The following is a 24,797-nucleotide window of genomic DNA, read 5'->3' on the forward strand; positions in this document are numbered from 1 at the left end:
ATGGTTGTTAGTGTGAAAGTTTTAGAGATTATCAATAGCTTTCGGTACGAATTCGTTCAATCATGGATTTAAAACCATTCGATCGTTGTGGTGTTAGCTGTTCATTTAAGCCGAGTGTTTTAACTAGTCCTTCAGTATCAGCTATACGAATTTCAGAAGCTTTTTTACCTGAATAGAAGGCGAAAAGAATATAAATTAGTCCACGAACAATATGGGAATCGGAATCGCCTTGAAATGTTAATGTAGGATCTTCTGAGTTGTCACGTGAAAATAAAAGCCATACTTTACTAACACAACCAGGAACTTTGTGAGCATCATTTCTTGCACTTTCTGGAAAAGGCGGTAATTCGTTTCCCAGTTCAATAATATAACGATAACGATCTTCCCAGTTATCAAGAAAGGAAAAGTTTTCTATGATATCATCAATCGTTTCTGCCATAACTTCAATCCTTGTTTTGTTTCTGGTGATTGTATAGTACATTTAGTTGACAGATACGCATCTCTTTCTTGTAAAATACAAAAAACGGTACAGGTTAAGAGTTTTTGTTTTAAGGTAATTCTATATAATCTTGTTTGATCTGTTTTTCTGTGAGGGGTAAAGCATCATTTTCTGAGGTAGTATTTTCAGATTGAATAGTGCTTTTATTACTAAATATACTATCAAGGTATTCATAGGCTATTTTTGCACCATCACGTGCGCGTTCACCAAGTGGATTAAACAAAGATTTTCCAGTTTTACAGACTTCTACATTACGTTCACAGAATTTTCCTAAATCAGTAATTGTATTTTTAAAAGCAATAATTGCATCGCTCACTGTTATATTGTCTTCTAGGGTGGGAGAGTGATTATTCTTTGGTTTTGCGGAAAAAAATGAAATAACTATAAAAATGACAAATAAAAAAAATGCCGATTTGATTAAAAAACGTATCATAGAGCACCAACATACTGTAGTTACAAATGATAAAAATAAATTTATGTTATTTTCCTTGATGAAAGATTTATATAACACTGATTGTATAAAATTTTGCATTCATTTCTAAAATCGTATTATTAATTTTATTGCAAAAATATATGATATAATCATACAGGCGTTATTTATTTTCTTTTCATAAAAAAATAGAGGTTCAATTTATTTTATAAAAATTCTCTTATTTTAGTAAATACATAAGAATAAATACAGTTCGAAAGAGAACATGATAAATAATCACAGTTTTGAATTAGAGTAATGATTGCTATTCAAAATATTATATAGCTATTTGTTTTAACGTTTTATTATGAAAGAAAATTTCAAACCTTAAGTATTATAATGGATTCTATGTATCTTAAGCTGGATATTACATTTTTTTAGATGATTTGGGTAAATGTAAAAAGGACACACGTAATTCGTATTCATAAGGTAAATTATATATTTTATTTTTATTCTATTTAATGAGTGATGTAAATCTAGATAACGGTCTTTCATGTCAGTATTTTTTGACTGTTTTTTCGATTGTTTGTTGTTGTTTTAGGCGGTACTAATTTTATGACTTATATTGAAGAAGAATGAAAAGCCGAAAAGATAAACGTACATTTACGGTGAGCAGGTTAAATAGATTTTTACTTTTTAGGCGTTGTAAATAGAATCTGAAATGAATCTTATAAGATTGATCAGGATATTAATGAATAAGATTGATATTAATATATGATACTATATTTGAAAATTGTATTGATAAAATCGTTACGTTAAGGATGTAAGTTCATAATAAGTCTTCTAAGCAGATATATGCTATAAAATTGATTTTTGATATTATAATATCTCAATGTGATTATCAAATACTATAGCATATAAGCATAAGAAAGGTGTAATTTATAGATACAACGTTGTTAAGATAGTTTTGTTTGGGGGGGTATTTACACGCAATAGTAAGATTGGGATAAAAAATGTTATAAAAGCTGGATGTCTCTTTACGCATTGCTAAAAATATTGTGGCATGTGAAGTTGAGAAAGGTGGATTAAGATTTGCCTTATTGTGTTTGTAAATTTGTATATTGGTATAGCAAGCATATTTAGTCTCGCTTTAAAAAGCACAAAATGGTGGCAGTAGGTGTGCTTTTCTGGATGAAAATTATAATAAGTTTGATTTTATATGGAAAGCAATTACAGTTAAAAATAAAAAATTAAAATAATGGCAAAAAAACAAAAAACGCGCAAAACGAAAGTCGTAAAAAAGCGTAGTATTATTATAACATTTTTCTTAATAAATTGCCGTTTTCTGCTTTGGTTAGTAAAATGGTTTTATCGTCGTACGCGCATAAATGCTTTATTGGTTATAGGCTTTTTCTTTTTCAGTATTAGTTTTGGATTTTTTGCTTTCAATACTTTATTTTCACAAATAAAAACGCGTCAGGATAGCTTTATTGAAATGAGCTTAACGGCGGTTCCGACTGTTATACAGAATTTTATTTTACTTAAAGAACGCGCTACATTTCAAGAAAATACTTTTGTTGTTCCTGTACCTGCTGAAAAGAGTTTGCATCAAAGTTCATTTTTCAATTCTTTACAGAGCACTTTACCAGAGGATTTGTTGGAAATACAAAAAGAATTAGCAAAACTTGGATTGTATGATGGTCCTTTAGACGGTGTAGATAACCTCAAGATGCGTCACGCTATAGAGCTATGGAAACAACAAACTGCTAATAGAGCTTTGCCAGTGCAAAAAGATTTTGTATCGAAAAGTTCAAGAAATGAAGTTTCTGTGCTTGTTAAGCGTAGCGAAGTAGAGATGACAAATAATCCAATAGCAACAAGTGATTTAACTCATTCAGAGAAAATTGTTTTAAAGCCTCTTGTTACAGATATCATACAGGTACAGGAGGCTTTACGTATTTTTGGGAACCAAGAGGTAACAATCACTGGCATAGAAGATGAAAAAACTATGCGTGCTTTAAAACAGTTTCAAAAAATGTTTAATCTTCCCATAACAGGTAAAATTGATCGTAGAGTTTTACTCAAAATGCGTGAAGTTGGTTTGCTGAGTTGAAAATAAATCTTTCTATAGATTTCTTATTTTTGATTTAGGTTTTATAACTTATAGTTTGAATTCCATAGAAATAAATTGAGACTAGAATTTTTAAAAGTAATATAAATATCGTTTATCTAGAATTTTTGGATATCTGCTCTTATTTGTTCTATTAGAAATAGAGCTCAGAATGCTATTGAACATAGCATATTTTAAGTAAAGCAAGAGGCAATTTTAGTTTTGTTTGTAGTTATAAGAATGCTTATTGATTTGCATTTGTATAAGATAATTTTATTGTTCAAAATAGGGTATCTATAAGTATTATTATTAAAGCTTTTTGATTTGAGGCAAAGATTTTAGGTTATCGAAAAATGAAAACGAGAAGCTATATGTGATTTCTATTTGGAGTTGATCAAAATTGAAAATTATCATTCTAGTACGCTTCTATTTACTCTTAATAGAAATAGAATTATTGTGCAATTGAAGGATGATTGATTTTTGTTCATTGTAAAAAGTTGCAGATGAAGAGAGATTTTTTACAAGTAGGGAAGGGAGAAAATACATAAGAGCAATGCAAATTGTATTCAGTTTTTAAGTCACAAAAATTAAATAATATCACTTTTATTATTTATATAGAGTTCTCAATGATAAGATTGGGTATAATGTAGAGCACTATTCAGGCGTTAAAGTTGTAGAAAATAATATCTTTATGTGTGGAGATTGATAGTGGTCAAAATTGTATTATCTTCTAGACTCGTTAAATAAGCAGAACTCTTTTCAAGATTAAATTTAATAGCCTTTAAGAAGAAAAGGGATCAATATGTTAGTGAGTAGGACCATTTGAATCTAGATCAACAAGTTGATAGGGTTTTTCTACTTTTCAAGCTACGTTTATATATTGTTTCGTGCACAATAAAACGCTAACAATAAAATATAAATATGAACAATAATAAGTATAGATCTTTAAAAAGAGAAGCGTGAATAAATTTAATCAGGGCTTTAATTTCTTGATAAGAATTTGTTCTATTGCATAGAGCAGTAGCAAATGTGTGTTATGCTGTTGTAGAGATAATTAAGGTATCATATAAGTTAGGATAAGTCCGAATTTTTAATTTGTTGTTGTACGTCAGGTACTACTTTATGATTTTGCGTAAATAAAAAATTCTATTGTTCATTTTCTATTCAGGTAAAGTAGATTATAAGCTATTTATGATAGAAAAAATTTTCTTATTCATAATGTGCTTAAATATCATTGGTGTGGATTCTGTTTTAGCTGCCGATTGTGCTGAGGTGGGTAAAAGAATTGCTAGCTATCAAGGCGGGACGTTGACGCGCTCAACGCCAATTGTGCAAGATGGCGAGAATATGTGCGTGGTTGTAATTGTAGTGCCTGCTCATAATGGTAAGAGACCACGTCGTGTTGAAGTTGTTATTCCTGCTGATTAATTTTTTGTGCAGGTATAGTGATGCGCATTCTAATTGTTGAAGATGATCGAGATCTCAATTATCAACTAGCAGAAGCTTTGAAAAATGCAGGATATGTTTTTGATTGTGTTTTTGATGGTGAGGAAGCTTATTTTTTAGGAAGTACAGAGCCTTATGATGCTGTGATCCTTGATATTGGTTTACCACGCATGGATGGGATTCGTGTTGTTGAGAAATGGCGCCAAGAGGGGTTTTTAATGCCTGTTTTAATGCTAACAGCACGCGATCGCTGGTCTGATAAAGTACTTGGCATTGATGCAGGTGCGGATGATTATGTTGTTAAGCCATTTCATATAGAGGAGGTAATAGCACGGTTACGGGCATTAATTCGTCGAGCTGCAGGCCATGCAACAAATTCATTATCCTGTGGGAGTGTTTTGTTGGATACTAAGACTTCTCGTGTTTTTGTCGATGGTCAATTGGTTAAATTGACATCGCATGAGTTTAGACTTCTTTCTTATCTTATGCACCATTGTGATCAAATTATTTCAAGGACAGAACTTATCGAACATCTTTATGATCAGGATTTTGATAAAGATTCAAATACGATTGAAGTTTTTGTGGGGCGGTTACGAAAAAAGCTTGGGGTAGATTTGATAGAGACTATTCGTGGAATGGGTTATCGGGTGAAAACATTAGGTGATAAATGACAGCTTTGAAGAACAATAGCCAGCTTAAGAAGTTCTTTTATTTTGTTGGTAATTCTCTCAGCTTACGTGTTATGATTTTGTCTACATTATGGGTTACTATTTCGGTTTCGTCTATTTCAGCAATCAGTATTTTATTTTATCAACGTTCAAGTGAACAAAGTCTATGTCGTATCCTTTCTGCTCAGCTTTATAGCCTTATTGCGACTGTAACTGTAACACCTGAGGGGTATTTAAAAGGAGGTCTTGGATTTGATGATATTCGTTATTCAGATCCTACATCAGGGTGGTATTGGGAAGTAGTTGCTGTATCACCTGATTTGCATGGAAGATTGATGTCGCTATCATTAAGAACTAAAAAATTTTTTTCACCAAGCGATGTTGATGTACCTTTTGACAATCAATTCTTTCGTTCTTATCGAATAAAAGGGGATGATGGTAAGAACCTACAGGTTATTGAAAGCGATATTGTTTTAGATAATCAAAATAGGGTTGCACGCTTTCGTCTCATTGGAAATATTGATGAAGCGCATGCGCAAGTGAAAGAATTCAAGCGAACTTTACAAATTTTTCTTTGGGGCTTTGGTATAGGCAGTGTCCTTATCAATATTGCTGTTATTTTTTTTAGTTTTCAACCATTGAAACGAATTAGACAAACATTGAATGATATTCGTGAAGGCAAAGCTGATTATGTCAATATGAATTTATTGAGCGAAGTTATGCCATTGGTGCAAGAAATGAATGCTCTTATTAATAATAATCAGCGTATTATTGAACGATTTCGGATGCAGGTTGGTAATCTTGCTCATTCGTTGAAAACACCTTTATCGGTTATCATGAACGAGACTGATAAAATGAGTGGAAAACAGGCTGTTTTATTGTGTGAACAAACTAAAATAATGCAGGCTCAAATCAATCATTATCTACAACGTTCTCGGATTGCAGCGCAGTGCAACAGTATTATTTATCACACATCTGTTCGCAAAGTGCTTGATCGTTTGGTACGGGTCATGGAAAAGCTCAATCCTGATAAACATATTCAATTTATCATGGATATTGGTGATATTGTTTTTTCTGGTGAGAGGGAAGATTTAGAGGAAATTGTCGGTAATTTAATTGAAAATGCTGCTCAATGGTCTCGCACCAAAATTTTAATTTGCTGTGGTTTAGAAGAGGATGTTGAAGGGGAAGCATTCTTTAATATCATTATCGAGGATGATGGTCCTGGTTTAACAGAAGAACAAATGGATAAAGCTTTTAAAAGAGGACAGCGACTTGATGAAAGTAAACCGGGAACGGGATTAGGATTAGCAATTGTTTCAGATATAGTCAGTGAATATGGGGGAAGTCTTTCTTTATCACGTTCTAAATTGGGTGGATTATATACAAAAGTTTTATTGCCAAGGCGGTAAATATATTTTTTCTAGGGGTATATATTGGCAATTAACGAATGGAATGGAAATTAGTATTTTCATACAATGCATTGAGGCAAAAAAGTTATTTTTTGTATGTTAGGGTGGTGTTTGTATACAATAAGGATCTACAAGTGGAATCTTTATTATAGCTTTGTATATATGAGTAAAATTAGTGATGAATTTTGCTCAATCATAATGCAAAAGTGGTTTTGTTCTCATGGGGTTTCTTTAGTGATTTTTAGGGCGGGTCATTACAAAATTTTGTAAAAATATAATGCATTAGAAGATATTGGATACTGAAAAATCAGTTGAATATTTACACAAAGTAAGTATTTTAAAAAATGGTGATAGCCGGATTATTTTGTCCAAATTAGTTTGAAAATTGTTATCAATATAGCTGTTCTTTTATTCTCAATAGTAATCTACAAACAGTTTATAATAGTACATGCCGCAATTCTAATGAAGCTTAGAGGTTTCTACATGAATTACGAGAGAGTAAAAAAGAATAGATTATAGCTTTTTAATTATTATGGTGATATTATAGTAATATGCTATTATTAATTTTAGCTGCGCTTTTTCTCATTCTTTTAACAATTGCTATCTTTTTTTTTCTGCATTTTGATTATGGATTAAAAAAAGATAAGCAAATTGTGGTTATGGATAAGGGTAAAAGTCAGATTCATGAAATTGAATCTGGTTTTGAGCATAACTTCATTGATAAAGAGCGCATACAAAAAGTACATCTTGAATTACCTAGTACTGCCATTTCCGTTAAAACACAGAGGGGTTTTATGCAGAAACCTTACAAGTATCGTAAGGGCGTTTATGTTTTAAAGGTATTTGTTATTTTATTTGTTCCTTTTGTAACGTTGGGTATTTATAGTTTTACAGGCAGTCCGGGAGTCAAAAGTTATTTCTTTAGCGAATTGATGGATAAAGATCCAGAAACGTTAGATAGGCATGAAAAACTTGTACGTTTACAAACGCTTTTTTTTCGTATGCCGAATGATGGCAAGATAGCAGATGCTTTAGCAATCAGTTATTTTGAGGAAGGTCTTTTTCAGGATGCGGTGAATATTTATTTAGATGCACTTCGTTTAAATGGAGAAACAGCTCCAAGGTTGATAGGATATGGTCTAGCGTTGGTTGGTTATGAAAGTGGAATAATTACACAAGAAGCGCAGAATGCTTTTCAAAAGGCTGCAGATTTAGCTCCAGATGATTTTTATCCTCGTTTATTTTTAGCTGATGCACTTTGTCAGGCAGGTAAGCCTGAACAAGCAGTTCGGCTTTTACAAAATTTTCTCGATACAATGTCTAAGGATGTTCCAGGACGATCCCGTATTGAAGCAATGATAGTTCAGTTACGCGATACATGTGATTAGAGTATCAAAGAAGTGAATTGAAACAGCTTAAGACTATTGAAACAAATGGGCTTATTGAGTAGTAAAAATATTAGATAAAAATTGCGCCAGTATAAAGGATATTGCAAAGCTGTCTAAAAAGATAAAGTATATAAATGATTAAATTGTACTTATGTATATCACGCAATTTATAAAAATATTTTTGTAAATAGGCTATGAACAGTCAATCTTTAAAGAGTCTTCCTTCACTTAAGCTTACTTTAAAAAAGCGGAAAAAAAAGCGCTTTCTACTCATTTTATTATGTCTTTTTATGATGGTAATTGCAGCAGGTTTCTTATTGTACGCAATGCGTAATGCTGCGAGTTTTTTCCGAACACCATCTGAGATAACTAGGGAAGATATTTTGACAGGTCACTCTTTACGTTTAGGTGGTTTTGTTGAAAAAGGAACTGTCGAATACAGTAACAAGATGAAAGTAACTTTTTTTGTGACTGATAATTTAAAACGCCAAAAAGTAGTTTTCAATGGTATATTGCCAGATCTGTTTCGTGAAGAGCAGGGCGTTATCGTAGAAGGATATTTTAACAAACAGGGGCTTTTTATAGGCACGCGTGTTTTGGCAAAACATAACGAGACTTATATGTCTAAGGAAAGAGCTGACCACTTGACAAAGAGTCATAGTATGGAAAGGGCATTTGATCGTGCTCGTTGAATTGGGTCATATTTTTTTAGCTTCGGCATTTACGGTTAGTTTATTGCAGGCTTTTTTACCTATTTTGGGTATTTTGTGGGGAGAGCGCTCATTAATGCGGATAGTGGAACCGCTGGCGTATATCATCTTTATATTATTGTTCTTGTCTTTTTCAATTATTGTGCATGCCTATATGGTATCTGATTTTTCTGTTCTAAATGTTGTTGAGAACTCTCATTCAGAAAAACCAATGTTTTATAAGGTCATTGGCGTTTGGAGTAATCACGAAGGGTCAATGTTATTATGGGTTTTAATTCTAGCTTTTTTTAGTACATTGGTGGCATTATTTGGTCATCAATTGCCAGAGAAATTTAAAGCATTAGTTTTAAGTTGCCAAAGTTGGATTACAAGCGCTTTTCTTTTATTTATTCTTTTTTTATCCAACCCATTTGTACGTATTAATCCACCAGCATTACAAGGAAATGACCTTAATCCTCTTTTACAGGATAATGCTTTAGCAATTCATCCACCATTTCTTTATTTAGGTTATGTTGGTTTTTCAGTTTGTTTTTCTTTTTCAATAGCTGCATTAATTATAGGGCATGTTGATAGAGTTTGGGCACGTTGGGTAAGGCCATGGATTCTTCTTTCATGGTTTTTTTTAACACTTGGGATTATGGTTGGCTCATATTGGGCTTATTATGAACTTGGTTGGGGTGGTTATTGGTTTTGGGATCCAGTTGAGAATGTTTCATTGATGCCTTGGCTTTCAGGAACGGCTTTCTTGCATTCTGCTATTGTTCTTGAAAAGCGGAATGCCTTAAAAAGTTGGACTTTGTTTTTAGCCATTCTTACTTTTTCTCTTTCTCTTATGGGGACTTTTCTTGTTCGTTCGGGTATTTTAATGTCTATTCATAGTTTTGCTATTGACCCAGCACGTGGGCAGGCAATTCTTGCTATTTTGCTTTTTTTCATAAGTGGGGCTTTTTTGCTCTTTGCTTTGCGTGTACCTGTTTTAAAAATAAGTGGATTTTTTCAACCAATTTCACGTGAAGGTTTTATTGTTTTAAATAATTTATTTCTCATCACAGCAACAGCAACAGTGTTAATTGGTACACTTTATCCTTATTTTGTTGAAGCATTAACTGGACAAAAAATTTCTGTAGGTGCTCATTTTTTTAAGCTTACATTTGGGCCGTTAATGGTGGCGCTATTATTGTTAGTTCCATTTGGGCCAATGATAGCGTGGAAGCGTGGCGATTTTCTTGCAGTTTTTGAGCGGTTGTGGTTTGTTTTTGTGTTAGCTTGTGTGACTTGTTTTATCACATTTTATACAACGTCTTGGCGTGATATTTTTGCAGCTTTGGGAGTTGGGCTTTCAATTTTTGTTTTCTTGGGTAGTTTAGCTGGTCTTTGGGTAAAGAGCGGTCATAAAAAAACACTCATGCTGATACGAGCTAGGAGATTTTTTGGGTTGCCGTGGTCTGTTTTTGGAACTGCATTAGCACATATGGGATTAGGTGTCACATTATTTGGTATTGTTTGTGTTGCAACTTTTGAGCAAGAACAGATGTTAACCATGCAAATAGGGGATACGGTTACAATAGCTGGTAAAACTATTCGCTTTGATACATTACGTAATGTTGCTTTCTCAAATTATTCTGAAATGCAATTTGATTTTAAAATATATGGAAATCAGAAATCTGTGCGCAATGTAACGGCATCAAAAAGATTTTACTCAAGTAAAAATATATCAACGACAAAAGTTGGTATTCAAAGTTATGGTTTTTCTCAATTTTATGTTGAACCAGGTCGGATAGGTGATCAAGGTCTTGAGGTATATGTACGGTGGAAACCTTATGTGATCTGTATTTGGTTTGGTGCATTGATGATGGCAATTGGTGGCTGTTTTTCCTTTTTAGGTTATTGGTTACGTATAAGGACGCATCAATGAGTGATTTCTAATTTTAAATATTCTGAAAGAGTATTGCGGTGAAAAGGTTTTTCTTTTGGGCTTTTATTTTTTGTATTACCCTTTTTTCTATACAATTTGTAATGGCAGTAGAGCCGCATGAAATTTTAGAAGACCCAATACTTGAATTACGGGCTCGTAATATTTCATCACAGTTGCGTTGTCCAGTTTGCTACAATCAATCGATTAATGATTCAGATGCTCCGTTGGCACATGATTTACGCCTTTTAATACGTGAACACTTAAAAGCAGGTGATAGTGATCAACAGATTATTGATTTCCTTGTTGAAAAATATGGTGAATTTATTTTATTGGAATTACCATTCAATAAAGTAACATGGTTTTTATGGTTGTTTCCTCTGATATTTCTTATCATTGGTATAAGTATTATATTTTTTCAGATAAAAAGCCACAAGTGCTAAAATTAATTGCTTTCAAAACTTAGTAAATAGAGACGACTAAAAATGTTATCAAAGTGAAGTAAATTATATACAGAAAAGAAGTTTGGTCTGTTTAAATTGATGCTTTGGCTCTATTTATTGTTATGAATTGTTGTTTATCTAACCTTACAAAACTTTAACGATTTGGACAGAAAACGGTAAGGTCTGTTGTTTTATTATTAATTTTAATAAAGACCTCAATATTACTGAATAGGAGCACACAAAATGGTTAAACCAATCTTCCGTATGATATCGCCGGCAATAGGTCTTTCTACGGTTTTAGCAAGTACAATTTTTTTGAGTGGATCAAACTTTTGGATAACAGCAGCTCATGCAGATCCTGTATTTGTTCCATCAGTGCAGCAACAGGGGTTTGCAAATATTGTATCTCAAGTAAAACCTGCTGTTGTTTCAGTACAGGTGAAGAGTAATGCAAAAAAGGAAGAGTGGTTCTTTGATGGTTTTTTTAGTGCTCCAGGTATTGATCAATTACCAGATCAACATCCTTTAAAAAAATTTTTCAAAGAATTTTATGATCGTAGTTGGCCTAACAATAAGCCTTCTCATCGTTCGCATAAACCCCGTCCTATAGCTTTTGGATCTGGTTTTTTTATTTCGTCTGATGGTTATATTGTGACTAATGATCACGTAATTTCTGATGGAACAAGCTATTCTGTTGTTCTTGATGATGGTACAGAACTTAATGCCAAACTTATTGGAACAGATTCTCGAACTGATTTGGCAGTGTTAAAAGTGGATGACAAACGAACATTCCCATATGTTGATTTTGCTGATGATTCAAAGCTTTATGTTGGCGATTGGGTTGTTGCTGTTGGTAATCCATTTGGTCTTGGTGGAACTGTAACAGCAGGGATTGTTTCAGCACGTGGACGTGATATCGGTGCTGGTATTTATGATGATTTTATTCAGATTGATGCTGCTGTTAATAGGGGGAATTCTGGTGGGCCAACTTTTAATCTTAACGGGCAAGTTGTCGGGATTAATACAGCAATTTTTTCTCCCTCTGGTGGAAACGTTGGAATTGCATTTGCTATTCCTGCGACAACAGCAAAACAGGTTGTAAAGCAGCTTATTGAAAAAGGTTCAGTTCAACGTGGTTGGCTTGGTGTTCAGATTCAACCAGTGACCAAAGAAATTTCTGATTCAGTTGGTTTAAAAGAAGCCAAAGGTGCTTTAGTTACTGATCCGCTTAAAGGTCCTGCAGAAAAGGCTGGTATTAAAACAGGTGATGTAATTATTGCAGTAAATGGTGAAAAAGTTACTGATACGCGTGATCTAGCAAGGCGTATTGCACATATTAGACCAGGAGAAACAGCAGTCTTGAATGTTTGGAGATCTGGCAAAGAAGAAACAATTAAGGTTAAGCTTGATGCGATGCCAGAAAGTGAAAATAAGAGAGAGACTTCAAGGTCTTCAAGTAAGCAACAGAGTTCGAATGAAACGCTAGAAGATTACGGTTTGATTGTAACTCCTTCTGATGATGGTCCAGGAATGGTTGTAAACGATGTGGATTCAGATTCAGAAGCAGCAGAGAAGGGAATTCGCCCTGGTGATGTGATTGTAACGGTTAATAATAAACCAGTCAAAAAAGTATCTGATATTACTGATGCAATTAAGAATGCACAAAAGCTAGGACGAAATGCAATATTGTTGCAAGTACGTACAAATGATCAAAATCGTTTTATTGCTCTTCAAATTGTTAAGAAATAACGTCTATTAATAGTGGGACAGAATTTTTATGAATTTCTGTCCCATAATCGTTTAATAAAATAATTGGAGAAGCGTTTTATGAAGATACTTGTCATTGAAGATGATCGTGAGACAGGACGTTATCTTGAAAAAGCGTTTTTAGAAGTAGGGTATACGGCTGATATTGCTGGTGACGGGGATACTGGTTATTCTTTGGCTGAAACAGGCAATTATGACGTTATGGTTGTTGATCGGATGTTACCGCATCGTGATGGTCTGTCTATTGTTTCTGAATTACGTGCCAAAGGCAATGAAACGCCAGTTCTTATTCTTTCTGCTTTAGGGCAAGTTGATGATCGTGTAACGGGTTTACGTGCAGGGGGTGATGATTATCTGACAAAACCTTACGCATTTTCAGAACTTCTTGCACGTGTTGAAGTATTACAACGGCGAAAAAGTCCTAAAGAGGCAGAAACTGTTTATTGCGTGGGTAATCTTGAGCTTGATCGGTTAGCGCATACAGTGAAACGTGGTGGAATAAATATCATATTACAACCACGTGAATTTCGTTTGCTTGAATATTTAATGCGGTATGCTGATCAGGTTGTTACACGCACTATGCTTTTGGAAAATGTTTGGGATTATCATTTCGATCCGCAAACGAATGTAATTGATGTTCATATATCTCGCTTGAGGGCAAAAATTGAAAAAGACTTTGATATTCCACTTCTACATACGATACGTGGAGCTGGGTATATGCTAAAGGCACCAGATAAAAAAACATGAACCGTTTAATCAATATAATGCGCACAACTGCTTTAAGACTTTCTGCGCTTTATATTTTACTGTTTAGTTTGGTTGCAGCTGGTCTTTCTATTTATATGACAGCATTTGCTGTTTCATTGTTAACAGATCAAACTGAACAAGCTTTACGTGAAGAATTAAGGAATATTGAAAGCGCTTATAATTATGGCGGGTTGTCTTTATTAATGCGTACTATTGATTATCGTTCGCGACAACCAGGGGCTTTTCTTTATCTTGTCACTGATCCTGTGGGGCGTATTTTAACAGGAAATGTTGCGCGTATTGAACCTGGTTTGCTTAAATATAATGGCTTTCTTTCGGATTCTTTTTTATATTCACGTTTTGGAGAACATGGCAAAACAAGTGAGCATCGTGCTTTAGCAGTTGTTGTTGATTTGCCAAACGCTATGAAACTTCTTGTTGGACGAGATTTAGATGAACCAGAACGTTTTGCAAAGGTTATTCGTAAAGCTGTGATGATTGCTCTTATAGCGATGGTTGGAGGGGCTTTACTAATATGGTTTTTTGTTGGCAGACGGGCGTTACAGAGGATTGATCGTGTCACAGCTGCATCACAACATTTGATGGATGGTAATTTTAGTGAGCGCTTACCTGTTTCTCAAGCAGGTGATGAGTTTGATCGGTTATCAGCTAATCTCAATGTTATGTTAGATCGTATTGAAGAATTAAATATTGGTTTACGTCAGGTATCAGATAATATTGCTCATGATCTTAAGACGCCGCTAACACGCCTTAGAAATCGTGCTGAAGAAGCGCTGTCAGGACAAAAAACAGAGCTTGAATATCGGCAAGCGCTGGATGATGTTATTGCTGAATCAGATCAGCTTATTCGTACTTTTAATGCCATTTTGATGATTTCACGCATTGAAGCCAGCAGTTCGATTGCACATCTTGAGCCAATGAATGTGAAGCTAATTCTTGAAGATGCGGTTGAACTTTATGAACCTTTTGCTGAAGAAGCGGGTATTTTGCTTCGATTAGGGCATGTCTTTGATAAAGAGCTTAGGCTCAATCGTGAGCTTATTGCACAATCGATTTTTAATCTCATTGATAATGCAATCAAATATGCACCTAGTGGTGAAAAAAATACAGAAATTTCTTTGTCAATGGAATACCGTGGCGAATGTTTGCTAGTTGTGGTTAGTGATAATGGTCCGGGAATTGCAGAAGATAAGCGTGAAAAAGTAACAGAACGGTTTGTTCGTCTTGAAAAAAGCCGCACACAGCCTGGTTGTGGTATTGGTTTAAGTATAGCAAAAGCTGTTATGAAATTTCATGGGGGAGAGCTGTTACTTGAAGATGCAAACCCAGGGCTTAGAGCTGTTTTGATGTTTCCTTAATATTTGTTTATTTCATCATCTTATTTGATGTGTTTAAGATTGTTTTTTTAAGTCTATAATGTGAATTAATAAAACAAAATTCAAAATGCTTTCTCAAAGAAATGTAGATGAAAAAAGCTTTTTTAAAAACACAGCTTCTCTCTTTACGTCCACTTGATGAAAGTGGTTCTCAATGGTTGAAGGATATTACAGAACAAGCAAGAAAAGAAAATTTAGAATCATTGGTTTCCTATATTACAGTTGGGGGAGAGCAGGTTGATTTCATTAGTGCAGTTATGACTTTATCTCCTTTTTTGCGTGGAGTTTTGATTGCCAATCCATCTTATCTTAATTCCTTGTTGGACATTGATATAGAAACAAGGCTTAGCGAAATTATAGAAGATATTGCAGCTATCGATAGAGTTGAAGGTATTCATGAAGCTTCATTAATGGCTGCTTTAAGACGCAAGAAAAAAGAAGCACATGTTCTTATCGCTTTAGCTGATTTAAGTGGTATTTTTACTTGCGCAGTATCATGTGCGTGGTTAACCCGCTTAGGTGAAGCGGTTTTAGGGGCAGCTTTACGTTTTCTTTTGAGAGAAGCACATGATCATGGAAAGATTAGTTTGCTTAATCGTAACAATCCAGAACAAAATTGTGGCTTGATCATTTTAGGTATGGGAAAGTTTGGTGCAGGAGAACTTAATTATTCTTCTGATATAGATCTTATTATTTTTATTGATGACATGTTGCCTCATATTGGTGATTTTTATGAAAGTGTCGATGTATTCTCTAAAATAATACGTCGATTAATTCATATCATTCAAGCCCGTACTGCTGATGGATATGTTTTTCGGCTTGATTTACGACTTCGTCCCGATCCGGGTTCAACGCCTTTAGCATTACCGGTAAGAGCAGCTTTGCGTTATTATGAAGGGCGTGGACAAAATTGGGAACGTGCAGCTATGATTAAAGCACGTCCAGTGGCAGGTGATATTATTGCAGGTTTTAATGTACTTAAAGATCTTTCACCTTATATATGGCGAAAATATTTAGACTATGCTGCTATTGCTGATATTCATTCTATCAAACGTCAAATCCATGCGTATAAAAATTATGGTCAAATTGCTGCTTTTGGCCATAATATAAAATTGGGAAGAGGTGGTATTCGTGAAATTGAATTTTTTGTTCAGACACAACAGTTAATTGCAGGTGGACGCTTTCCTCAATTGCGAGGACGTGAGACAGTTGCAATGTTGAAAGAACTTTATAATCTTGGTTGGATTGGTAAGGAAACCAGAGATAGTCTTATAAAAAGTTATGTTTTTTTACGTAATGTTGAACACCGTATTCAAATGCTTGCAGATGAACAGACGCATATTTTGCCAGAGAATATTTCTCAATTCACTAGCGTTGCATATTTGATGGGGTATAAAAAGAAAGACTGCTTTATTAGCGATTTATTAGAAACACTTAAAATAGTTGAAAAACATTATGCAGCGCTATTTGAGCATGAGCAAGAACTTGGCTTGGAAATTGGCAATTTAGTTTTTACAGGTGAAGAAGATGATCCCGAAACACTTATCACATTAAGTCGTTTAGGTTTTGAAAGGGCTAGTGATATTTGTCGTATTATGCGCACGCTGCATTGTGGGCGTTATAAAGCCACTCAATCTGCTGAAGCACGTGAAAGGCTAACGGAACTTACACCAGCACTTTTGAAAGCTTTCGGTGCTACTAAGAGAGCTGATCAGGCGATGTTGCGTTTTGATAGTTTTTTGCAAGGTTTACCTTCAGGGGTTCAACTTTTTAGCTTATTGCAGTCTAATCCATCTCTTTTAAATATGTTGGTACGTATTATGGGAGCAGCTCCGCGCCTTGCGGAAATTATTACACGTAAACCACATGTTTTTGATGGAATGCTAGATCCAACAATTTTTTCAGAATTGCTGACAAAAGCTTATCTAGAAAATCAAATTGATTATTTCCTTGAGGGTGTAACTGCTTATGAAGATATTCTGGATCGTTTAAGAATTTTTGCAGATGAACAACGCTTTTTGATTGGTATCCGACTTTTGAACGGTACAATTACAGGAGATAAAGCAGGTTTTGCTTTTACTATACTTGCAGATCTTATAATTGCAAAAACAATTGCTGTTGTTCAAGAAGAATTTTCTCGTTGTCATGGCCATGTTAAAGGAGGACGTATTGGCATATTAGGTATGGGTAAACTTGGAAGCTGTGAATTAACTGCAGGCTCAGATGTTGATCTTATTGTGCTTTATGATCATGATGAGGATGTAGAAAAATCTGATGGAGAAAAGCCTCTTTATATCTCCCAATATTATACTCGTCTAACACAACGTTTTGTTTCCGCTTTATCTTCTTCTACAAGTCAAGGTGTTCTTTATGCGGTTGATTTACGATTGCGACCATTGGGCAGTAAAGGGCCTGTTGCTGTTTTTTTTGAAGTTTTTACAAAATATCAGCGTAAGGAAGCATGGATATGGGAACATCTTGCTTTAACACGAGCGCGGGGTATAGCTGGCGATGCTGATTTTTTGCAAAAGTTAGAAAATGAGGTTCGTACAATTATTGCACTTCCTCGTGATAAAAAAATGATCACAAAAGAAGTACGTGAAATGCGTGCTTTAATTGAGCAAAAAAAACCACCGAAAAATCAATGGGATTTAAAAACTATACCTGGTGGAATTATGGATCTTGAATTTATTGCTCAATTTGCTCTTATAACTCATATGATTGAATTCGAGATTGGAATGACGACTGCTGATATTCTTTCTCATTTGCCGAAAAGTTTTCTTGATCAATCACTTATTTCTGAATTACATTACGCTTATTGCCTTTATACAAATTTGAGTCAAATTATACGCCTTTGCTTAAATGATTATCTTAATCCTGACGATATGCCACCTGGACTAGGCGATCTCTTGTTGCATAGCGTTGGTGAGCCTGATTTACTACGTGTCGAGAAACTGATTGAAGAAACAGGGCAATTGGTACGTTCAATTTTTACACAGGTGTTAAAAGATTAAACACGCTTTATCATAAAATTTCCATTGTGTCAGAAGATTAAATTATATAAAGTGTTAGCTAAATTCTCAAAAGGCATTTATGATAGAGCTTAAAAACAAGAATTCGCAAGATGCGGTGGTTGTTATCTTGAAAGAGACATCAATAGGGGTACTCTTAATTGCAAAATCTCGCAAAGGTATTTGTAATATAGCTTTAGGCGATACTGCTGCGCAGTTATTACAGGAATTGAAAATGTGCTTTACCAATGTGCAATCCAATATTGATGATAATATATTAAATAGAGAAATTGCGCATATTATAGCAATGGTGGAAACTCCTAAATTGGTAGAACGTCACGATCTACAATTAGATATTAAAGGTACAGCTTTTCAACAAAAAGTATGGAGTGCATTATTTGAAGTGCGATGTGGGGAAACAATTTCTTATAAAGAATTAGCACAGCATATCGGCATGCCGAAGGCTGTTCGTGCGGTTGCAAATGCGTGTGCACATAATAAGTTGGCATTAGCCATTCCTTGCCATCGTGTGATATATAAAAATGGTGCTATTGCAGGTTATCGTTGGGGTATTCAACGAAAACAAACTTTACTTCATCGAGAACAGCAAGAACGTTTTGTTTAAAGATTTTAATTTTGTTGAATTGGCATTGTAATAGTTACAGTTGTACCTTTTTCTTCTTCAGAAGTGATTTCAAGTTTTCCTTTGTGTAGTTTAACGAGAGAACGGGAAATAGCTAGCCCAAGGCCTGAGCCGGTATGAGTTTTAGTAAATTGATTTTCAACTTGTTCAAAGGGTTGCCCAAGTTTTTTAATTGCTGCTGGAGGAATACCGACTCCTGTATCTTTTATTTTAAAGATAAGGTTATTTTCTTTCTGAAAGGCACAAACATCAATATTGCCACCAGAAGGCGTAAACTTAACAGCATTAGAAATGAGATTAAGGAAAATCTGTCTTATGGCACGGCAATCAACTTCAGCATGAAGCTCTGGTGCAATATTCTCTGTAACGGAAACCTTTTTTTCTTGTGCTTGTGGGGTAAGTGTTCGAACTGCTTCACTGATAATTGGTCCAAGATCAATATTTTTACAATCAAGAGTAAATCTTCCCGCTTCGATTTTTGACATATCAAGGATATCATTGATGAGAGTTAGAAGATGAGTTCCTGAATTGTGGATATCACGCATATATTCTTTGTAGCGCTGTGAGCCAAGAGGGCCAAAGGTGGATTGCAACATGATATCTGAAAAACCAAGAATAGCGTTAAGAGGGGTGCGTAATTCATGGGATATATTGGCTAAAAATTCTGATTTAGCTTTATTAGCACTTTCAGCTCGTTCTTTTTCTGCTTGCAGACTTTTGTTAAGTTTTTCAACCTCTGTTGCACGTTGCTGGGCATTTCCTCGTGCACGCTTGAGTTCTTGAATGAAGGAAAAAAGACTCTTTTCGCTGTTTTTAAATTTTTCTTGTTGTTGTTTAAGTTCGGAAATATCAGTGCCAGTGCAAACAAGCCCTCCGTCTTGTGTACGTCGTTCATTAATTTTGAGCCAGAACCCATCTGCAGTTTGACGAATACTGGTTAGGTTACCAGCTCCATCTTCTTTAAGGAGATATTCACTAATAGCAGGACGTGCCATAGCTTCGACAGTTGCACGTTGAATACCTGATTGCAACATTTGTTTGGGGATAGCTGCATATTCGCAAAATTTGCTATTGGACATAACTAAACGTCCTTCAGAGTCCCATAATACAAAAGATTCTGAAATATTTTCAATAGCATCGCGAATACGAAGATCAGCTTGTGCTGTTTGTTCAGCCAGTTGACGTTGTTCGCTAATATCAAAGGAAATGCCAACTAAATGAGGCTCTTCTCCTTCGGTAACTTCGGCACGAAAGCGCATCCATATATAATGACCATCAGCATGACGCATGGGAATATTAATATCGATGTGTTTTTTTTCACCATTCATTAATTTCTGAGCGAGATCAAAAAAATTAGTATCAGTTGGGTTGATAATGGCAGTAATTTGAGAAATCGACAGCAATGCATCTTGAGGCACATAACCAAGCATTTCGTACATAGCTCGTGACCAATATACTCGCCCGCTTGCCATATTCCAATCCCACAACCCACAACGTCCACGCATCATTGCCATATCAATACGGTTTTGATTTTTTTCTGAAACAAGATCCATATTATGTGTGCGTAAAACTTGGTTGTAATACGCATAAAGAAGAGCCAGTATAATACCGGTAGTTCCTATGAATAAGGTCATATTTAATGAAAAGATTTTACGCCATTCCATATAGATATCGTGCGTTTTCTCACTTATAAATACGCTATATTGGCTGTTTTTTGTTTGGCTGAGTAAAGCTAGTGCAGGTTCTGTTCCTATTTTGATTTGTGTAGCACCAGTGTGCTGTCTAAGAGACTCTAAAGCGGTATTTTCAGAGATGAAATTTTTTAAAGGTTTTCCTAAGATTATCTCTAAACTAGATGAAGCTAAAACGGTTTCATTTTGATCGACTATAGCGATTATAGTATTGGTATTGGCAAGGTTTTGGTTACGCAGATCGACAAGAACATCTTCTAAATGACTATAGGAAAGACCAGTAGCTTTTCCTTGTTTAGTAATGGTAGATAAGTCACGATCAATCGTATTTATGATGTGAGCAGCTAATAGATTCATTGTAGAGCGCGTATCTTTATCAATTGTATGGCGTAAATCATAAATTGAAACAAAGCGGACTGTTGCTAACACAATGAGGAAAAGAATGATGATGAATGGGATAGACCGACGTAGCCAAGGTTCAATCGATAAAAGTTTTTTATAAATTGAACCAGAAAGCAAATCAATATACGCTTCCTGTGCCTTGCGATTTTGAACGCTCGGTTTTGAATCGGAATATATTCCTGTGGGCGCATTATATACGTCCAATTTCTCCATTTCTGGTTCCTCTAATCATGAATAATATGACTGGAAAACTATTTCTGTACTCATAACAAATCAGTAGATACAGTGAATCAAAACAGGAGTCTTCTGTCTAGTCTTTTTTTTAGGAGAAAGTAATTTTACTGCTATAAACGTAAATTATTGGATATTGAAAACGCTTTAATATCGCTCATAAACAAGCGTACACGACTTGTTTATGAGCTTACCGTTATTGAATAGATGTTTCTGATTTATCTTTAAAATATCTTATAATATGTTGACTATAAATATTTTTTAACTGAGCATACGGTTAATGATATCTGCTACATCACTTGACAATTCAGGTGCGGCTGCAATTGTTTTTAATGCAGTTTCAAGTTTTTGTTGTCGAATGGGTTCCCATTGTCGCCAAGAGCGCATAATTGTTAATAATCTCGAAGAAAGTTGTGGATTCTTTTTGTCAATTTCTAAAATGATTTGGCAAAGGAAATGATAAGCTGCTCCATCAACTCTATTGAAACCTGTTTGGTTTCCCGCTGCAAAGGCACCAATCAGGGCACGAACTCGATTGGGATTATCCTGTGAAAAGAGCGGATGTTTCATGAGTTTTTGAACCTGATTAAGTGTTGCCTCTCCAGCAACCATCGCTTGAATAGAAAACCATTTATCCATAACCAAAGGATCATGACGATACCGGTTTTCAAAATCATTTAAGGCGTCTTGTGCTTGTTTACTTTCATTAAAGCGTTGCACTAAAATCGTTATACTGGCCATGCGGTCAGTCATGTTATCAGCCATTGTATATTGTGTGGCAGTACGGTCTGGTTTGTTTTCTGCAATAGAAAGATAGTCTAATATAATATTGCGTAATGCTCGTTTTCCAATTTGTGCAGTGTTTGGTGAGTAGGGCTCTTTTATCTCCATCTGCGTATAGATTTTTGTTAAGAGTTTTTGATGAGTATGTGCGATAGAAGCTAGAAATTGATTATGCACGTTATGAATACGATCTGGATCGACATTTTCAGCGAGTGTGCGTGCAAGTTCAATTTCGCTAGGTAAGCTTAAGCAAAATGCACGAAATTCAGGTTCAAGATTTTCATCTTTAACGATAATTTCGATGAGTTCTAACAAATTAGAGGGCATGCCACTCTTTTCTAGCGTTTTATCTTTAATCACTTGAATAAGGGCTTGCGTTATCAAGTGGTTGAGTGATTGCCAGCGATTAATTTGATTACTATCATTTTTAGCAAGAAAAATCAGTTCGTCTTCATTGAATGGGGTTTGTAAAGTGATAGGGGCAGAAAAATTTCTGAGAAGTGATAAAACAGGCTTTTCACGCAATCCTTTTAATGTAAAGGTCTGAGTTTCCTGAGACAGCATCATAACATCTGCTTGAATATTTGCATCAGATTCATAAGTTAACGCTTCTCCTTTATGCCCCAGTAAGCCAAAGGCGATAGGAATGAACATAGGTTTTTTTTCATTTTGTTGTGGTGTTACTGGAATATGTTGCTTCGCATGAATTGTTAAAATGCCATCATTATAATGACTATCGATTTTCACATTGGGCGTACCAGCTTGTTCATACCACAACATAAATTGTGAAAAATCTCTACCAGAGACTTCAGCAAAACAAGCGATAAAATCCTCAATGATGCATGCTTGTCCATCATGGCGTTGAAAATAGAGATCCATACCTTTACGAAACAGAGTAGGGCCTAAAATAGTATGCACCATGCGGACTACTTCCGCTCCTTTTTCATAGATAGTTGTAGTATAAAAATTGTTGATTTGACTATATTGACGAGGTCGTACAGGGTGAGCTAGTGGACCAGCATCTTCAGAAAATTGTGTAGCTTTCAGAGTTTTTATGTTTTCAATTCGCTGTAGACTGCGTACATTTTGGTCTGCAGAAAATTCTTGATCACGATAAACAGTTAATCCTTCTTTTAAACAGAGCTGGAACCAATCACGACATGTGATACGGTTTCCGGTCCAGTTGTGGAAATATTCATGTGCAATAACACGTTCAACATTTTTGTAATCATGGTCAGTTGCTGTTTCATGATCTGCAAGAACATATTTATCATTAAAAATATTTAATCCTTTGTTTTCCATTGCACCCATATTGAAATCTGAGACAGCAACAATATTGAAAACATCAAGATCATATTCGCGTCCAAAACACTGTTCATCCCAACGCATAGAGCGCTTTAGTGCGTCCATCGCATAGATTGCTCGTTTTGTTTTTCCTTTTTCTACATAGATGCCAAGTTTGACACGCCGCCCAGATACGGTGGTAAAATGATCTTCTAACTCATCAAGATCTCCACCAACTAGAGCAAAGAGGTAGGATGGTTTCGGATAAGGGTCTTTCCAAATAGAAAAGTGGCGGTTGTTATCAAGGGTTCCTGTTTCAACAAGATTACCATTAGAAAGCAAGATAGGAATTGTGTGAGAATCTGCTTCAATTCTTACTGTATAAATGGAAAGAACATCTGGGCGGTCATAAAAATAGGTAATACGGCGAAAACCTTCCGCTTCACACTGTGTGCAATAAACACCGTTTGAAAGGTAAAGGCCCATGAGTTTACGGTTATTTTCAGGGTTTAATTCTGTAACCAATTGCAATGTGAAAGGAGAAGTAGGTGGAGTTGTAATTTCCAGATATGAAGGGGTGTTTTTGTAAGAATTTTCAGTTAATTTTTCACCATTTATAGCAACAGAAATTAATGTAAGTTCGTCACCAGAAAGTACCAAAGGTGTTAATTTTTTTGTATTTTTACGAGGCTCAATCGATAATGTTGCTGTAACACGGGTTTTTGTTGGTTCCAAGCAAAAATCAAGCTGTGTTTTGGGTATAGCATAAGGTGTGGGCTGATAGTCTTCCAAATGATAAGTGGGAATAGTTGGTTGTTTCATAATTTTTTCCTTATTGTATTTGGGAATGTGAATAATTAAGCGTTTGTATTTTCAGAAGAAGGAAGATCGATGAGTTATAAAAGATTATTAAGACGGTCTTTTACTTCTAGAAAATCCATCCATGTAAGTTTTTTTTGACTAGGGGTTCGTAAAAGATAAGCAGGATGAAAAGTTGGCATAACAGGTATTTTAATGTTATTTGCACTCTCATAGATGTGCCATTTTCCCCTTATGCGGATAATTCCACTTTGAGCCCCTGTAAGAAATTGTGCAGCAGTTCCTCCTAGCGCAATAAGAACACGAGGATTAGCCAACTGAATTTGCCGTTCAATAAAGGGGCGGCATAATGCGACTTCTCTTGGTGTTGGTGTGCGGTTTCCAGGTGGACGCCATGGAACAGTGTTTGCTATGTAAACATTTTTTCTAGTTAGGCCAATAGATGCCAATATTTTGTTAAGTAACATTCCTGCTTTTCCAACGAACGGAAGTCCTTGTATATCTTCGTCTCGTCCTGGTGCTTCTCCTATAAGCATAAGTGGACTTCCTGCTGTTCCATCTGAAAAACAGGTGTTTTTAGCTGTCAGTTTTAATGAGCAACCATTAAAAGCGAGGAGGGCAGATTTTAATTCGTCAAGTGTTTGAGCACTATTTGCCATCTCTATGGCTGAAAGCGTGTTATGTGTTTTATTGTCAAGGTTATGCGGTGGCTTGTTATGCAGTTTTATAGGCTGTGAAGTTTGTTTATGATGGATAATGTCAATTGCTTGTTTTGATTTTTGCTCTAAAATGACAGATTGGCTAAAACGGTCAATTGGCGTATCATTAAGCGCAGCATCTACACCACTTTCTTTATAAAAGCTTAATAATTCTTCATATGAGATTAAACATTGAGTTTGTTCTGACATTTTGCTTTTTTATTTGTAACCAATCCATTAATGGATAAACTAAGCAGAATTATTCTTCAAGCTTTATAATGTATTTTATTACGAATAAAAGTATAGTACATACTGTTCGATGATTTC

At 35.1% G+C, this 24,797-nt stretch carries 18 protein-coding genes; 13 read left to right on the forward strand and 5 right to left on the reverse strand.

Translation table 11 applies throughout. The features are described from left to right. Positions 1-31: 31 nt before the first annotated feature. Positions 32-439 (reverse strand): SufE family protein, encoded by a 408-nt coding sequence (locus BWD162_RS01300; RefSeq protein WP_078705110.1) that lies wholly within the window; start codon positions 437-439, stop codon positions 32-34. A gap of 109 nt (positions 440-548) precedes the next feature. Further along, positions 549-932 carry a DUF5330 domain-containing protein gene (locus BWD162_RS01305; RefSeq protein WP_078705111.1) on the reverse strand — a complete coding sequence of 128 codons (384 nt, stop codon included), beginning with the start codon at positions 930-932 and terminating at the stop codon, positions 549-551. Between the two features lie 1,234 nt (positions 933-2,166). On the opposite strand from BWD162_RS01305, the gene BWD162_RS01310 reads away from it, so the two are divergent. From BWD162_RS01310 to BWD162_RS01370, 13 genes are all read left to right on the forward strand, one after another. After that, positions 2,167-3,021 (forward strand): peptidoglycan-binding domain-containing protein, encoded by an 855-nt coding sequence (locus tag BWD162_RS01310; protein WP_078705112.1) that lies wholly within the window; start codon positions 2,167-2,169, stop codon positions 3,019-3,021. Positions 3,022-4,209: 1,188 nt separating this feature from the next. Then, positions 4,210-4,446, forward strand: a complete 237-nt coding sequence (locus tag BWD162_RS01315; protein ID WP_078705113.1) for a hypothetical protein — start codon at positions 4,210-4,212, stop codon at positions 4,444-4,446. 20 nt (positions 4,447-4,466) lie between these two features. After that, positions 4,467-5,135, forward strand: coding sequence for a response regulator transcription factor (locus BWD162_RS01320; RefSeq protein WP_078705114.1), 669 nt, complete (start codon positions 4,467-4,469; stop codon positions 5,133-5,135). Continuing rightward, positions 5,132-6,544, forward strand: coding sequence for a sensor histidine kinase (locus tag BWD162_RS01325; protein WP_078705115.1), 1,413 nt, complete (start codon positions 5,132-5,134; stop codon positions 6,542-6,544). Before BWD162_RS01320 ends, BWD162_RS01325 begins: the two co-directional genes overlap by 4 nt. Before the next feature lie 551 nt (positions 6,545-7,095). Next, on the forward strand, positions 7,096-7,932 hold the full coding sequence (locus BWD162_RS01330) for a tetratricopeptide repeat protein (RefSeq protein WP_153300980.1): 837 nt from the start codon (positions 7,096-7,098) through the stop codon (positions 7,930-7,932). Between the two features lie 194 nt (positions 7,933-8,126). Then, positions 8,127-8,624: a cytochrome c maturation protein CcmE gene (gene ccmE, locus BWD162_RS01335; RefSeq protein WP_078705116.1), complete on the forward strand. Its 498-nt coding sequence runs from the start codon at positions 8,127-8,129 to the stop codon at positions 8,622-8,624. Beyond that, positions 8,614-10,557 (forward strand): heme lyase CcmF/NrfE family subunit, encoded by a 1,944-nt coding sequence (locus tag BWD162_RS01340; RefSeq protein WP_078705117.1) that lies wholly within the window; start codon positions 8,614-8,616, stop codon positions 10,555-10,557. The genes ccmE and BWD162_RS01340 overlap by 11 nt, the downstream gene beginning before the upstream one ends. Positions 10,558-10,595: 38 nt before the next feature. Then, a complete protein-coding gene (locus tag BWD162_RS01345; RefSeq protein WP_078705118.1) occupies positions 10,596-10,997 on the forward strand; it encodes a cytochrome c-type biogenesis protein in 402 nt (133 codons plus the stop codon). A 243-nt stretch (positions 10,998-11,240) separates the two neighbouring features. Beyond that, entirely contained in the window at positions 11,241-12,746 is a 1,506-nt protein-coding gene (locus BWD162_RS01350; RefSeq protein WP_078705119.1) for a Do family serine endopeptidase, read from the forward strand. Between the two features lie 78 nt (positions 12,747-12,824). After that, positions 12,825-13,511 (forward strand): response regulator transcription factor, encoded by a 687-nt coding sequence (locus BWD162_RS01355; RefSeq protein WP_078705120.1) that lies wholly within the window; start codon positions 12,825-12,827, stop codon positions 13,509-13,511. After that, complete coding sequence (locus tag BWD162_RS01360; RefSeq protein ID WP_078705121.1) at positions 13,508-14,890, forward strand: sensor histidine kinase; 1,383 nt, start codon at positions 13,508-13,510, stop codon at positions 14,888-14,890. The genes BWD162_RS01355 and BWD162_RS01360 overlap by 4 nt, the downstream gene beginning before the upstream one ends. Before the next feature lie 107 nt (positions 14,891-14,997). Continuing rightward, positions 14,998-17,922: a bifunctional [glutamine synthetase] adenylyltransferase/[glutamine synthetase]-adenylyl-L-tyrosine phosphorylase gene (locus BWD162_RS01365; RefSeq protein WP_078705122.1), complete on the forward strand. Its 2,925-nt coding sequence runs from the start codon at positions 14,998-15,000 to the stop codon at positions 17,920-17,922. Between the two features lie 79 nt (positions 17,923-18,001). Continuing rightward, complete coding sequence (locus BWD162_RS01370) at positions 18,002-18,544, forward strand: methylated-DNA--[protein]-cysteine S-methyltransferase (protein WP_078705123.1); 543 nt, start codon at positions 18,002-18,004, stop codon at positions 18,542-18,544. Between the two features lie 5 nt (positions 18,545-18,549). Here the strand turns inward: BWD162_RS01370 and BWD162_RS01375 are convergent, their stop codons facing one another. The 3 genes from BWD162_RS01375 to BWD162_RS01385 all read right to left on the reverse strand — a co-directional run bounded on the left by BWD162_RS01375 (position 18,550) and on the right by BWD162_RS01385 (position 24,680). Next, positions 18,550-20,868 (reverse strand): PAS domain-containing sensor histidine kinase, encoded by a 2,319-nt coding sequence (locus tag BWD162_RS01375; protein WP_078705124.1) that lies wholly within the window; start codon positions 20,866-20,868, stop codon positions 18,550-18,552. A gap of 279 nt (positions 20,869-21,147) precedes the next feature. Beyond that, positions 21,148-23,775, reverse strand: coding sequence for an aminopeptidase N (gene pepN, locus BWD162_RS01380; RefSeq protein WP_078705125.1), 2,628 nt, complete (start codon positions 23,773-23,775; stop codon positions 21,148-21,150). A 74-nt stretch (positions 23,776-23,849) separates the two neighbouring features. Next, positions 23,850-24,680 carry a uracil-DNA glycosylase gene (locus BWD162_RS01385; protein WP_078705126.1) on the reverse strand — a complete coding sequence of 277 codons (831 nt, stop codon included), beginning with the start codon at positions 24,678-24,680 and terminating at the stop codon, positions 23,850-23,852. Positions 24,681-24,797: the final 117 nt, after the last annotated feature.

It is taken from the genome of Bartonella sp. WD16.2, from assembly GCF_002022505.1.
GTDB lineage: Bacteria > Pseudomonadota > Alphaproteobacteria > Rhizobiales > Rhizobiaceae > Bartonella.

Coding starts and splice junctions, on each gene's coding strand:
- BWD162_RS01300 (WP_078705110.1), bottom strand. CDS start 439: ATGGCAGAAACGATTGATGATATCATAGAAAACTTTTCCTTTCTTGAT.
- BWD162_RS01305 (WP_078705111.1), bottom strand. CDS start 932: ATGATACGTTTTTTAATCAAATCGGCATTTTTTTTATTTGTCATTTTT.
- BWD162_RS01310 (WP_078705112.1), top strand. CDS start 2,167: ATGGCAAAAAAACAAAAAACGCGCAAAACGAAAGTCGTAAAAAAGCGT.
- BWD162_RS01315 (WP_078705113.1), top strand. CDS start 4,210: ATGATAGAAAAAATTTTCTTATTCATAATGTGCTTAAATATCATTGGT.
- BWD162_RS01320 (WP_078705114.1), top strand. CDS start 4,467: ATGCGCATTCTAATTGTTGAAGATGATCGAGATCTCAATTATCAACTA.
- BWD162_RS01325 (WP_078705115.1), top strand. CDS start 5,132: ATGACAGCTTTGAAGAACAATAGCCAGCTTAAGAAGTTCTTTTATTTT.
- BWD162_RS01330 (WP_153300980.1), top strand. CDS start 7,096: ATGCTATTATTAATTTTAGCTGCGCTTTTTCTCATTCTTTTAACAATT.
- ccmE (WP_078705116.1), top strand. CDS start 8,127: ATGAACAGTCAATCTTTAAAGAGTCTTCCTTCACTTAAGCTTACTTTA.
- BWD162_RS01350 (WP_078705119.1), top strand. CDS start 11,241: ATGGTTAAACCAATCTTCCGTATGATATCGCCGGCAATAGGTCTTTCT.
- BWD162_RS01355 (WP_078705120.1), top strand. CDS start 12,825: ATGAAGATACTTGTCATTGAAGATGATCGTGAGACAGGACGTTATCTT.
- BWD162_RS01360 (WP_078705121.1), top strand. CDS start 13,508: ATGAACCGTTTAATCAATATAATGCGCACAACTGCTTTAAGACTTTCT.
- BWD162_RS01365 (WP_078705122.1), top strand. CDS start 14,998: ATGAAAAAAGCTTTTTTAAAAACACAGCTTCTCTCTTTACGTCCACTT.
- BWD162_RS01370 (WP_078705123.1), top strand. CDS start 18,002: ATGATAGAGCTTAAAAACAAGAATTCGCAAGATGCGGTGGTTGTTATC.
- BWD162_RS01375 (WP_078705124.1), bottom strand. CDS start 20,868: ATGGAGAAATTGGACGTATATAATGCGCCCACAGGAATATATTCCGAT.
- pepN (WP_078705125.1), bottom strand. CDS start 23,775: ATGAAACAACCAACTATTCCCACTTATCATTTGGAAGACTATCAGCCC.
- BWD162_RS01385 (WP_078705126.1), bottom strand. CDS start 24,680: ATGTCAGAACAAACTCAATGTTTAATCTCATATGAAGAATTATTAAGC.